The following is a 12493-nucleotide window of genomic DNA, read 5'->3' as shown; positions in this document are numbered from 1 at the left end:
GCACGGCGGCGGCGTCGGGAACCTCGCAGAGGAGCAGGGCGTGGTGGTAGACGGGCGCGGTGGCGGCGACCAGGACCGCCTGCGCGTCGACGCCCGGCGGGGCCTCGCCGCGCGCGGCGGCCCGCTCCACCACGGTCCGGCACCGGTCGTAGCGGCCGGAGAGGAAGCGGCGCAGAGCGTCCGCGGCGACGGGTGAGCGGAACGAGGCCCCGATGACGGCGGCGGTCACCGACCGCGGCTCGGCCAGGGCGGCGCGGACCTCCTCCGCCAGGGCGACGAGGTCCTCGACGAGCGACCCGGTGTCCGGTGGGGTCCAGCCGTCGGCCGCCGAGTCGTCGAGGGCCGCGGCGAGCAGGCCGCCGACGTCCCCCCATCGGCGGTGCAGGGTCGCGCGGTGCACCCCGGCCCGCGCCGCGATCCCGTCCACGGTCAGCGCGTCGAACCCGTGCTCCGTCAGCTCGTCGAGGGTGGCCGCGAGCACCGCTGCCCGCACCCGGGCCGTCCGCCCTCCTGGTCGCGCGGCCCCCGGGGTGCTCACGGCGCGTCCGCCACGATCCGCGGCGACCGTCCACCCGCGACGGTCCAGCGGCGGGTGGTGCCGAGGTCGGCGAGCAGGGGTTCGTCGTGGCTCACCACCAGCAGCGCCCCGCGGAAGCCGGTGAGCGCGTCGACCAGGGCCGCCACCGAGTCCAGGTCCAGGTCGTTGGTCGGCTCGTCGAGCAGGAGCAGGCGGGGTGCGGGGTCCGCCAGCAGGATCCGGGCCAGGTGGACCCGGAACCGCTCCCCGCCCGACAACGTCCCGACCGGCCGGGTCGCGTCGTCGCCGGTGATCAGGAAGCGCGCCAGGCCCGCGCGGGCCGCCTGCCATTCGCCGCCGACCGTCTCCAGCGCGGAGCGGTCCGGTGAGGCGAAGCCCCGCCGCTGCCCCAGGTACCCGACGGGCACGGTCGCGGCCCGGGCGATCACGTCCAGCAGGGTCGTCTTGCCGGCCCCGTTCGGCCCGGTCACCGCGATCCGCTCCGGCCCCCGCACCAGCGTGGTCCCGTGCCGCACGACCTCGCGGCCGGACGGCACCTCGGTGGCGGGCAGGTCGATCCGGATCCGGTCGTCCTCCCGCACCCGGTCCTCGGCGCGGTCGAGCGCGGCCCGGGCGTCGGCGAGCCGGTCCCGGTGCAGGGCCTTGTAGCTGCCCGCGGTCACCTGGGCCCGGCGCCGCAGCTCGTTCATGATCACCTTCGGGCGCCGTTTCGTGGCCGAGTCGTGGGCCGCGTACCGCCGCCGCCGGGCCAGCACGATCTGGGCGTCGGCCCACTCCCGCTCCTGGCGGCGCAGGTGCTCGCCCGCCGCCCGGACGTCGCCGCGCGCGACCTCCTGCTCGGCCTCGACCACGCGCACGAACTCCGACCACGGCCCGCCGACGGTCCGCGCCCGCCCGTCCCGGATCTCGGTCGTCCGGTCCATCCGGTCGAGCAGCGCGCGATCGTGCCCGGCGACGACGAGCACCCCGGGCCAGGTGTCGATCGCCTCGTGGAGTCGTTGCCGCGCAACGGAGTCGAGGTTGTTGCTGGGCTCGTCGAGCAGTGTGACGGGCGGGGGATCGACGAGCAGCCCGGCCAGCGCGGTGAGCGTCGCCTCGCCGCCGGACAGGCCGTCGAGCCGGCGGTCGAGATCCACCGGCAGACCCAGCGCGTCGAGCCGGGCGCGGGCGCGGTCCTCGACGTCCCAGTCCTCGCCCAGCACGGTCCAGTCCGCGTCGGTCGCGGTGCCCCGTTCGACCGCGGCCAGCGCCCGCCGCCGGTCCGCGATCCCGAGCAGGTCGGACACGGTGTCCCCGGTGTGCAGCGCGAGATTCTGTCGGAGGAGGGCGGGTCGCCCGGTCGTGGTGAGCGTGCCCGAGTCCGGCCGCAGCTCCCGGGCGACCAGGCGCAGCAGCGTGCTCTTGCCCGCACCGTTGGCGCCGACCAGTCCGGTCCGCCCGACGCCGAAGCCCGCGTCGAGATCCCGGAACGCGACCGTCCCGTCGGGCCAGGTGAAGGAGACGCCCTGCAGGACGGCGGCGGGGCTGGTGAGCGTGGATGACATGGGGACCTCCGCTGAGAGGGGGAATGGGACACGGGTTCTCAGCGGTGGATCAGCACGAGCGCGACGGTACTCTAACGCGACAGTAGTCGCAATAGTCAGGCGACGACCTTGCCGGGATTGAGGATCCCGTGCGGGTCGAGGGCCCTCCGCAGGGCGCGGTGCATCTCGGTGACCACGGGATCGAGCTCGGCTTCGAGGCCATCGCGTTTGAGCAGGCCCACGCCGTGCTCGCCCGTGACGGGCCCGCCGAGGTCCAGCGCGGCCGTCATGATCTCGGCGAACGCGCGCTGCGCCCGCTCCCGGGCCGCGTCGTCGCCGGGCGGCGTGATCAGCAGCGGGTGCAAGTTCCCGTCGCCGGCGTGGGCGATCGTGGCGACGAGGACGTCGTGGCGGCGGCCGATCTCCTCCACCCGCGCGAGCATCGCGGGGACCGCGCCGACCGGGACGCACACGTCCTCGGTGAGTACGGGGCCCAGCCGCTCCAGGGCGGGATAGGCGAGCCGGCGGGCGCTGAACAGCGCGTCCGCATCCTGCGGGTCGTCGGACCGGGCCGCCCAGCTCGCGCCGGCCGACTCGAAGGCGGCGAGCACCGCGTCCGCCTCGGCCTCGCCGGCCGAGCCGGGGGCGTCGACGCGGGCGAGCAGGATCGCGACGGCGTCCGCCCGCAGCCCCATGTTCTTCCACTCGTCGACGGCGGCGAGGCAGTGCTGGTCGAGCAGCTCGAGCGCGGACGGGACCACGCCGGTCGCCGCGACGGCCGCGACGGCCTCGCCCGCCGCCACCAGCGACCCGAAGTACCCGACGACCGTGTGCTCGGCCGGGCGGGCCGGGCGCAGCCGCACGGTGACCTCCGTGACGATGCCCAGCGTGCCCTCGGACCCGACCAGCAGCCCGGCCAGGTCGTAGCCCGCGACCCCCTTCGCGGTGCGGCGTCCGACCCGCACCAGCTCGCCGGTGCCGGTGACGACCTGCAGCTCCAGCACGTAGTCCCGGGTCACGCCGTACTTCACGCAGCACACGCCGCCCGCGTTGGTGGCCACGTTGCCGCCGATCGTCGACCACGGCGAGCTGGCCGGGTCCGGCGGGTACCAGAGGCCCTGTCCGGCGACGGCGGCACGCAGGTCGTCGTTGACGACGCCCGGCTGCACCACGGCGTAGCGCTCGAGGGTGTTCACCTCGACGATCGCGTCCATCCGCTCGAAGCTGACGACCACGCACCCCTCGACGGCGTTGGCGCCGCCCGAGAGCCCCGTGCCGGCGCCGCGGGCCACGACGGGCGCGCCGTGCTCCAGGCACACCCGCACGACGTCGCGGACCTGCTCGGCGCTGGTCGGCCGCACCACGGCGGCGGGGAGGGCGGACGGGGCCCATTCGGCCTCGTCGTGGCGGTAGGCCTCGCGCGACTCGGGCGCGGTGAGCACCGTGCCCTCGGGGAGGGCGAGCACCAGGTCGGCCCGCAGCGCGTCGGCACGCGTGAGTGCCAGCGTCATCGGACGGACTTGATCGGCAGCACGGCGATCGCGCCGACGATCACGAAGACGATGCCGGACACGAACACCACCGGGTAGCCGCCGGTGAGGCCGACGAGGGCCGCGGCGATCGACGGGCTCAGCGCCTGCGGCAGCGTGGTGGCCAGGCCGAGGACGGCGAGGTCGCGGCCCGCGGTGCTCCGCGCGCCGGCCGCCTTCGCGGGCAGCACCTCGGTCATGAGGGCGAGGTCGATGGAGATGTAGGTGCCGAAGCCGAGGCCGAGCAGGAGGCTGTAGATCATCACGCCGGTGACGGTGGGCACGAACAGCGGCACTGCCAGCGCGACGGCCATCACGGCCGACGACCACACGATGAAGGGCTTGCGGCGGCCGACCTTGTCCGACAGCCAGCCGCTGGCCAGCGCCGAGAGCAGCACGCCGACGAGCAGCACCACGCCGATCTGCGCGGCGACGGCGGTCGACTCGGTGTCGGACAGGCCGACGTAGTCGCGCAGGATGTAGAGGCCGTAGGTCTGGGCGCCGTAGAAGCCGATCACCATCAGGAACCGGGACGCGAAGGCCCAGGCGAAGTCGGGGTGGCGGCGCGGGGAGACCCAGAAGCCCTTGAGGAAGGCCTTGAGGGAGAAGGGGACCCGCTCGACGGCGGGAGCAGATCCGAGGCTCGGGGCGTCGCGGTTGACCAGCACGAACGAACCCACGACGACGACCATCAGCAGCGCCAGCACCAGGTAGGGGAGTGCGCCCTGCGCGGCGAAGGTGCCCGCGACGATCGCGCCGACCGCGTTGCCGATCGTGATGCCGAGGCCGACCATGCCGGACACGCCGCCCCGCTTGGCCGGCGGGAACCGGTCGGGGACGAGCGCGGTGGCGGCGGCCTGTAGTGCGTTCACGCCGAGCTGCACGGCGAGCCAGACGAGCGCGACGGTCACGACCGAGCCCGCCATCGGCAGCCCGATCATGAAGCCGGCGGCGGCGAGCCCGCCGCCCACCATCCACGGCGTGCGGCGGCCGAAGCGCGACCGCGTCGCGTCGGACAGGGCACCGGCGATGGGCTGGGCGAAGACGTTCGCCAGGAACCCGACGGTGGAGACGATCGCCAGGTTGCCGACCTTGGCGGCCTCGTCGAGGCGCGAGATGAGGTCGGGAATCAGGATGCCGAGGCCACCCGAGTTGATGGCGAGGATCGCCACGTAGACCATCAGCAGCCCGAACGAGAGCCGGCGCAGGCCCGACGGCCGCACCTCTCCTTCGTCGACGACCGTGGGTGAGGGGATCGCTCGCGTCATGGTGGAACTCCTGGTGGGTGAGCCGGCGGCGGTGCCGCTCCGTGGGATCGCACCAGGGTCGGGCCCGGGCACCCGCCGCGACAATGTACGGAATCTCTGCCGTCGGGACGTTTCGGTGGAAGGATCCTCCACATGACGGACTGGGTGCACCTACTCGCCGGGCAGGCGTCGGTCGAGGTGGTGGAGGCGCACCGGCGCGCGCTCGTCGCCGCGGGGACCGCTCCCGAGCAGGCGGACGCGCAGGCCCGCGCGGCGCTGGAGGTGGTCGCGCTGCTGGCCCAGCGCCGCCAGCGGGCGGTCGAGCTCGCCGCCCTCAACGACGTGGCGGAACGCCTCGCCGTCGTCCGGGATCCGGAGGACCTGCTGCGCGAGGTCGTCGCGCAGGCGCGCCGGCTGCTCGGCGTCGACCTCACCTACCTGGCCCTGACGGAGGAGGACCGGGCGATGCGCATCCAGGTCGCCGACGGGGCGCGCAGCCCGCGGCTCGTCGGTGTGCGGCTGCCCGCGGGCGGCGGCCTGATCGGCCGGGTCGTCGACTCGGGCGAGGCGATGTGGACCCGCGACTACCGCGCCGAGACCCGGATCGAGCACGAGGAGACGGCCGACCGGGCGGCGTCCGCGGAGGGGCTGCGCGGGCTGCTCGGCGTCCCGCTCGCCGTCCGCGGCCGGGTGCTCGGGGCGCTGCTGGCGGCCAAGCGCCAGGAGCGCGCGTTCGACGACGACGAGGTGCGGCTGCTGCAGGGCCTGGCCGCCCACGCCGCCGTCGCCATCGACAACGCGCGGTCGCGGCAGCGGCTCGCCGAGTCGGAGGCGGCGCTGCAGCGCACCCTGGCCCTCGACGCGGAGCTGACCGCGGCGGTCCTCGAGGGCGGCGACCTCGACTCGCTGCTGGAACGGGTCCGGGCGATGTCGCCGGCGCCGCTGGAGTGGCTCGACGCGGACGCCGCGCGGCTCCCGCGGGCGGGCACGGTGCGGCCGGTCGTGGCCGCGGGCGCGCTCCTCGGGGCCCTCGCCGTCGACGATCCCGAGCCGGATCCCGCGGTCGTGCACCTGATGGAGCGGGCCGTGCCGGTCCTGGCACTGACGCTGACCGGGCGGCGGGCCGCGGAGCGCGCCGACCGCCTCGGCCGGGACATCGCGACCGTCGACCTGCTGACCCGGGCCGAGCCCGATCCCGCGGCGGAGCGGCGCCGGCTGCGCGGAGCCGGCCTCGACCCGCGCCGCGAACACCTCGTGGTGGTCGCGGACGGCGATCCCGAGGCGGCGCGCCGGTGGGCCGCCGGGCTGCCGGGCGATCCTGGTGCGGCGGCCGCGCTGCGGGGCCGGCTCGTGCTCGTGCGGCCGGGCCGGATCGAGGACCTGCGGCGCGCCTGGACCCGTCCGGGAGCGCCGACCGCCGGCGTGGCGGGCCCGGTCCCCACCGCGGAGCTGCGCGGCGCGTACGCCGACGCGCGCCGCACCGCCCGGGCGCTGACCGCCCTGGGGCGCGAGGGCGAGCTGGCCCGCTCCGCGGATCTCGGGGTGTTCGCCGTGCTGCTGAGCCACACCGGGCGCCGGGAGCTCGCCGACCAGGTGCAGCGCGAGCTCGGCCCGGTGCTGGCGGAGGAGCGGGCGCGCGAGGTCCCGCTGGTCGACACCCTGCGCACCTACCTCGAGCACGGCCGCCGGCCGACCCCGACCGCGGCCGCCCTCGCGATCCACGTCAACACCCTCTACCAACGGCTCGCGACGCTCGACCGGCTGCTCGGCGAGGGCTGGCGGGCACGGGCCTTCGACCTGCAGGTCCTCCTCGTGCTGCACGCGGCATCGGGACGGCTCGGCGACTGACGCGGTGGTCCGCACCACGGGCCGGTTGAGCGGGCGCCACTCGGGGAACACCACGGCGTCGGGTCACGTAGGCGAGGAGTTCACCGTGGGAATCATCATCGGGCTGCTGGTGCTGTGGGTCATCCTGGCCATCGTCGGGTTCGTCGTGAAGTCGTTGCTGTGGCTGGCGATCGCCGCGATCGTCCTGTTCGTGGTGACCGGCGTCGTCGGGGCGATCCGGCGGCGGGCCGCGGCGCGCTGACGCCGGGCCGGCGCACGCGGCGGGGGCAGCCGCCGCGTGGCCGGGGCCGATCACCGCGGCTAGGCTTCGGCCGGTCCCCCCGCCGTGACGGACCACGAAGTGGGAGTCCGATGTCCGCAGTTCCCGACGAGCCGGGAGACCCGTTCGCGGGCGGCGGCGACGTGGGCGCGGCGATGGCGGAGCGGGACTGGGCCTCGACGGCCGTGGGCCCGCCGGACACCTGGCCCGCGGCCCTGCGCAGCGTCGTGCGGATCATGCTCGGCTCGCGCTTCCCGATGTGGATGGGCTGGGGCCCCGAGCTCACGGTCCTCTACAACGACGCCTACCGGCGGGACACGTTGCGCGCCAAGCATCCCGGGGCGCTCGGACGGCCGGCGCGCGAGGTGTGGGCCGAGGTCTGGTCGGACGTCGAGTCGCGGATCATGTCCGTGCTGGAGACGGGCGAGGCCACCTGGGACGAGGACCTGCTGCTGTTCCTCGAACGCAGCGGCTACCGCGAGGAGACCTACCACACCTTCTCCTACAGCCCGCTGGTCGACGACGCGGGCGCGGTCGCGGGCTTCCTGTGCGTGGTCACCGAGAACACCGAGCGGGTCTTGTCCGAGCGGCGGATGACCACGCTGCGGGCCCTCTCGACGGCGCTGACCGCGACCCGCTCCGAGGAGGAGGTCCTCGCGGCGGTCCGGGACAACCTCGGGCGCAACACCCGCGACCTCCCCTTCAGCGCGGTCTACCTCGCCGAGGGCGGCGCCGCGCGGCTGGCCTGCGCCGCCGGCGTCGACCCCGGCTCGCCCGCCGCCCCCGAGGTCGTCGGGCCGGGACACCCCTGGACCCGGCCCGGGGTCGTCGACGACCTGCCGCCCGGGCTGCCCACCGGGCCCTGGGACCGGCCGCCGCAGCAGGCGGTCGTGCTGCCCCTGGGCGGCGCGCCCGACGGGTACCTGGTCGCCGGGCTGAACCCCTACCGGGCCCTCGACGACGGCTACCGCGGCTTCGTCGAGCTCCTGGCGGCGCAGACCGCGTCGGGCCTGCTGAACGTGCGCGCCTACGAGGCCGAGCGGACCCGCGCGGAGGCGCTCGCCGCGCTGGACCGGGCGAAGACGGACTTCTTCTCCAACGTCTCGCACGAGTTCCGCACCCCGCTGACGCTGATCATGGGCCCGGTCGAGGACCTGCGGCGGGCGGCCGATCCCGGCCCGGTCGACGCGACGCGGCTGCGCACCGAGCTGGACGTGGTGCACCGCAACGGGTTGCGGCTGGGCAAGCTGGTGAACAGCCTGCTCGACTACTCGCGGCTGCAGGCGGGCCGGATCGACGCCCGGTTCGCGCCGGTCGACCTCGCGCGGCTCACGGTCGAGCTCGCCGGGGCCTTCCACTCCGCCGTCGACCACGCCGGGCTCGGGTTCGTCGTCGACTGTCCGCCGCTGTCCGCGCCGGTGCACGTGGACCGCGACAGCTGGGAGAAGATCGTCCTCAACCTGCTGTCCAACGCCCTGAAGTTCACCTTCGACGGCACCATCCGGGTGGAGCTCCGCGAGGTCGCGGGCGGGGCCCGGCTCACCGTGGCGGACACCGGCGTCGGGATCGCCGAGGCCGAGATGCCGCGGCTGTTCGAGCGCTTCCACCGGGTGACGGGGGTGCGGTCGCGGTCGTCGGAGGGCAGCGGCATCGGGCTCGCGATGGTCCGCGAGCTGGTCGGCCTGCACGGCGGCACGATCTCCGCGCGGAGCACGCCGGACGTCGGCACCACCTTCACGGTGGACGTGCCGTTCGGCAGCGCCCACCTGCCGCCCGAGCAGGTCTCGGCGGGGCCGGCCGCACCCGAGGACGCCGCCCCGCGGCTGGCGGAGCCGTTCGTCGCGGAGTCGCTGCGCTGGCTCCCCGCGCCCCTGGCCGAGACCGTCCACGGCCGGGGCACCGCCCGCATCCTGGTCGCGGACGACAACGCCGACATGCGCGACTACCTGCGCCGGCTGCTGGCCGACCGGCACACCGTCGAGGTGGTGCCGGACGGGCGGGCCGCGCTCGCGTCCGCGCTGGCCGATCCGCCGGACATCCTGGTGTCCGACGTGATGATGCCCGGCCTCGACGGCCTGGCGCTGCTGGGCCGGCTCCGGGCCGATCCGCGGACCGTCCGGGTGCCGGTGCTGCTGCTCTCCGCCCGCGCCGGCCAGGAGGCCGCGATCGAGGGCCTGGCCGCCGGCGCGGACGACTACCTCGTCAAGCCGTTCGCCGCGCCGGAGCTGCTGGCCCGGGTGGACGGGACGCTGCGGCTGAGCCGGGCCCGGACCGAGGCCGAGCGGCGCTTCCGCACGCTCGCCGACGCGACCCCCGCGCTCATCTGGGTGGACGGGCCCGACGGCGACCGCACCTTCGTCAACCAGGCGTGGAGCGACTACACGGGGCTGCGGGAACCGGAGACCTGGCGGGCGCTGGTCCACTCCGAGGACATCGACCGGTACGACACGCGCCGCGCCACCGCGACCCGGGACGGCGTGGGCTTCGAGGTCGAGTACCGGCTCCGCGGCGCCGACGGGCGGTACCGGTGGGTGCTCGACCGCGGGGTGCCGGTCGGCACCGGGTACGTCGGTGGCTGCCTCGATATCGACGCCCGGTTCCGCGAGGAGGAGCGGCAGCGGCTCGTCGGGCAGGTCGGCGCGGCCATGGACCAGGTGCCGACGGTCGGCGAGCGCCGCGAGGTCCTCGTCCGTGCCCTGGTCGACGAGGGGCTGGCCGACATCGCCGGGATCGCCGTGACCACCGGGGAGCCCCGCGCGGGCAACGTCGCGGCCACCCGCGACGAGGAGACGCGGGAGCTGCTCGCCCGGATCGAGGTGGACCCGCACTGGTTCGCCGACATCGCGGCCGGCGGGCGGGCGCTGGTCGTCCCGGCGGACGGCGGGTACCTCGCGGGCCAGCCGGAGCTGCGGGAGCTGCTCGACCTGCGCAGCATCGCCCTCGTCCCGCTGGCGGCGCGCGGGCGGGTCGCGGGCGTCCTGGTCGCGGCCCGGACCGCGCCGTCGGTCCCCCAGGACGACGACGATCTCGCCCTGCTCGACGAGATCGGCCGCCGGGCCGCCGTCGCCCTGGACAACGCGCAGCTCTTCGCCAGCGAACGGGCCACCAGCGCGCGGCTCGCGCTCCTGCAGCAGGCCACGGCCGCGCTGTCGGCGGCGCCGACCCCGGCGCGGGTCGCGGAGGTCGCCACCGAGCAGTTCCAGCAGCTCACCGGGGCCGCCGCCGTCGGGGTGTGGGAGCTGCGCGCCGACGGCGTCCTCGAGGCGCTGGCGCTGCGCGGCTGGGACCCGCGGGTCGAGCGCGACTGGACCACCCTGCCCACGGACTCGGCGGACCCGACGGCGGAGGCCGTCCGCAGCCGGCTGCCGATGTGGGTCGAGTCCGACGACGACTGGCGCACCCGCTACCCGCAGATCTACGAGCTCGTGCGGCGCGAGTACGGCTACGCCTCGGTGTCCTCGGTGCCGCTGCTGGTCGCGGGCCGCTGCATCGGCGTCGTGTCGATCGCGTTCGTCGAGGACCGGGTGCTGACCGGCGCCGAGCGGACCGCGGTGCTGTCGCTGGCCGAGCAGGGTGCGGAGGCGTTGCGCCGCGCGGAGCTGCTCGCCGCCGAGAGCGACGCCCGGCGGGCGGCCGAGAAGTTCAGCGTCGTCGTGGCCGCGCTGTCCCGGGCGGTCACGACCGACGAGGTGGGCCGGGTGATGCTCGACCACGCCGCGGAGCTCGGGGCCGAGGAGGCCGCCGTCGTCCTGGTGCGCGACGGTCACCTGGAGGTCCTCGCCGCGGCGCCGCCCGTCGAGGTGCAGCGGGTCTCGCTCGACGCCCGGCACCCGCTTGCGCACGCCTCGGTCACCGGGCAGCCGGTCTGGGTGGGGGAGCGCTCCGAGCAGGCCTGGCGGGAGCGGCGGCTGCGGGCCGGGCAGGTCGACCTGCCGGACCAGGTCGCCGTCCCGCTCGTGCTCGCCGGCACCACCCTGGGCGCCCTCGGGCTGCGGTTCCCCGCCGGCGCCGCACCGCTGTCCGACCAGGCCCGGGCCGCCCTGCTCACGGTCACCGCGCAGTGCGCGCAGGCCCTCGACCGCGCCCGGCTGCACGAGGTCGAGCACGAGATCGCCGCGGTCCTGCAGCGCAGCCTGCTCCCGCGCGAGGTCGTGCCGCTCGACGGGCTCGCCGTGGCCGCGCGCTACCGCCCCGGGGCGGCCGGGGTCCAGGCGGGCGGCGACTGGTACGACCTGTTCCCCGTCGAGATGCCGGGTGGCCGGGAGGGCATCGCGCTGGCCGTCGGGGACGTCGTCGGGCAGGGGGCCGCGGCCGCCGCCGTGATGGGGCAGCTCCGGGTGGCGCTCTCCGGCGCGCTACGCGAGGGGAGGGCTCCGGCCGAGGCCCTCGAGACGCTCGACGGGTACGTCGGCTGGATCCCGGGCGCGACCGCGTCGACCGCCGCCTGCCTGATCCTCGACCGGGAGACCCGCGTCCTGCGCTGGGCCCGCGCCGGGCACCTCCCGCCCCTGCTGGTCGACGGCACCGGCGCGGGCTTCCTCGACGGCGGGCACGGTGCCGTGCTCGGCATGAAGGGCAGGGGGCCCTACAGCGAGGGATCCATCGTCGTGCGGCCCGGCGCGACCCTGCTCCTCTACACGGACGGGCTGGTGGAGCGGCGCGGCGAGCTGATCGACACCGGCCTGGAACGGCTGCGCAGCGCCGCCGCGGAGCTCGCCGACGCCCCGCCCGAGCAGCTCGTCGACGGGCTGCTCGACCGCCTCGGCGAGGCGGACGTGCATCCGGACGACATCGCCGTCGTCGCCGTCCGGCTGTTGCCGGGGCCGCTGGAGCTGCGGGTGCCGGCCCAGGCCGGGGAGCTGCGCGGACTGCGCGGGCGGGTGGCGGAGTGGGCGCGGCTGGCCGCGCTCGATCCGCTGTTCGTCGCCGACCTGCAGCTCGCCCTCGGCGAGGCGGCCGCGAACGTCGTCGACCACGCCTACCCGCCCGGCACCGCCGGGACCTACGACCTGCGCGCCGCCCTCCGGCCCGACGGCGGCGTGCACGTCCTGGTGGAGGACCACGGGACCTGGCGGCCCGCGCCCGAGGACAAGGGCTTCCGCGGCCGTGGTCTCGACCTCATCCGCACCCTGGGCCGGGAGGTGGCGCTCCGCCCGGGCGCTGCGGGGACCGTGGTGGAGTTCGTGGTGTACCCGCCCGATCCCGCCCCCGTGCCGCCGCCCGGGCCGCCCGCGGACCCGAGCCCCGCGGTCGTCCGCGAGGAGGGCCGGGCCGAGATCCGCGGCGAGATCGACCTGGCGGCGGTCGCGCAGCTGCGCCCCGAGCTCCTCGCGCTGGTCGCGGCCGTCGCGCCGGGCGAGGAGGTCCGGCTCGGCCTCGACGGCGTGACGTACCTGGCCAGCGCCGGCGTCGGCATGCTGGTGGACCTGGTGCGACGGGCGGCGGACCGCTCGGTCCGGCTCGCGCTCGCCGCGAGCCCCGGCACCCCCGCGGCCCGGGTCCTCGACCTGGCCGGGATCGGTCCCGGCGGGTTGCCGCAGTCATGATCT

At 76.3% G+C, this 12493-nt stretch carries 7 protein-coding genes; 3 read left to right on the top strand and 4 right to left on the bottom strand.

Going from position 1 to position 12493, the window contains the following annotated elements; genetic code table 11:
- The 4 genes from ABD324_RS14485 to ABD324_RS14470 form a co-directional block, all read right to left on the bottom strand.
- On the bottom strand, positions 1–538 hold a 538-nt coding region (locus tag ABD324_RS14485; protein ID WP_344416648.1), incomplete at its 3' end, for a TetR/AcrR family transcriptional regulator.
- Positions 535–2082, bottom strand: coding sequence for an ABC-F family ATP-binding cassette domain-containing protein (locus tag ABD324_RS14480; RefSeq protein WP_344416646.1), 1548 nt, complete (start codon positions 2080–2082; stop codon positions 535–537). The genes ABD324_RS14485 and ABD324_RS14480, both read right to left, overlap by 4 nt.
- Positions 2083–2177: 95 nt before the next feature.
- Positions 2178–3572: an FAD-binding oxidoreductase gene (locus ABD324_RS14475; RefSeq protein ID WP_344416644.1), complete on the bottom strand. Its 1395-nt coding sequence runs from the start codon at positions 3570–3572 to the stop codon at positions 2178–2180.
- Positions 3569–4858, bottom strand: coding sequence for an MFS transporter (locus ABD324_RS14470; RefSeq protein WP_344416642.1), 1290 nt, complete (start codon positions 4856–4858; stop codon positions 3569–3571). Before ABD324_RS14470 ends, ABD324_RS14475 begins: the two co-directional genes overlap by 4 nt.
- Positions 4859–4990: 132 nt before the next feature.
- Between ABD324_RS14470 and ABD324_RS14465 the strand changes: the two genes are divergently transcribed.
- The 3 genes from ABD324_RS14465 to ABD324_RS14455 all read left to right on the top strand — a co-directional run bounded on the left by ABD324_RS14465 (position 4991) and on the right by ABD324_RS14455 (position 12490).
- The gene (locus tag ABD324_RS14465; RefSeq protein ID WP_344416640.1) at positions 4991–6685 is read left to right on the top strand and encodes a helix-turn-helix domain-containing protein; all 1695 of its coding nucleotides are present in this window, start codon (positions 4991–4993) and stop codon (positions 6683–6685) included.
- Positions 6686–6770: 85 nt separating this feature from the next.
- Complete coding sequence (locus ABD324_RS14460; protein WP_344416638.1) at positions 6771–6926, top strand: hypothetical protein; 156 nt, start codon at positions 6771–6773, stop codon at positions 6924–6926.
- Positions 6927–7036: 110 nt separating this feature from the next.
- Positions 7037–12490 carry a SpoIIE family protein phosphatase gene (locus ABD324_RS14455; protein ID WP_344416636.1) on the top strand — a complete coding sequence of 1818 codons (5454 nt, stop codon included), beginning with the start codon at positions 7037–7039 and terminating at the stop codon, positions 12488–12490.
- Positions 12491–12493: the final 3 nt, after the last annotated feature.

Origin of the sequence: Pseudonocardia ailaonensis (genome assembly GCF_039531635.1) — a bacterium.
Lineage (GTDB): Bacteria > Actinomycetota > Actinomycetes > Mycobacteriales > Pseudonocardiaceae > Pseudonocardia > Pseudonocardia ailaonensis.
The sequence above is the reverse complement of the archived record's forward strand: the minus strand, read 5'-3'. Positions and strand labels throughout refer to the sequence as shown.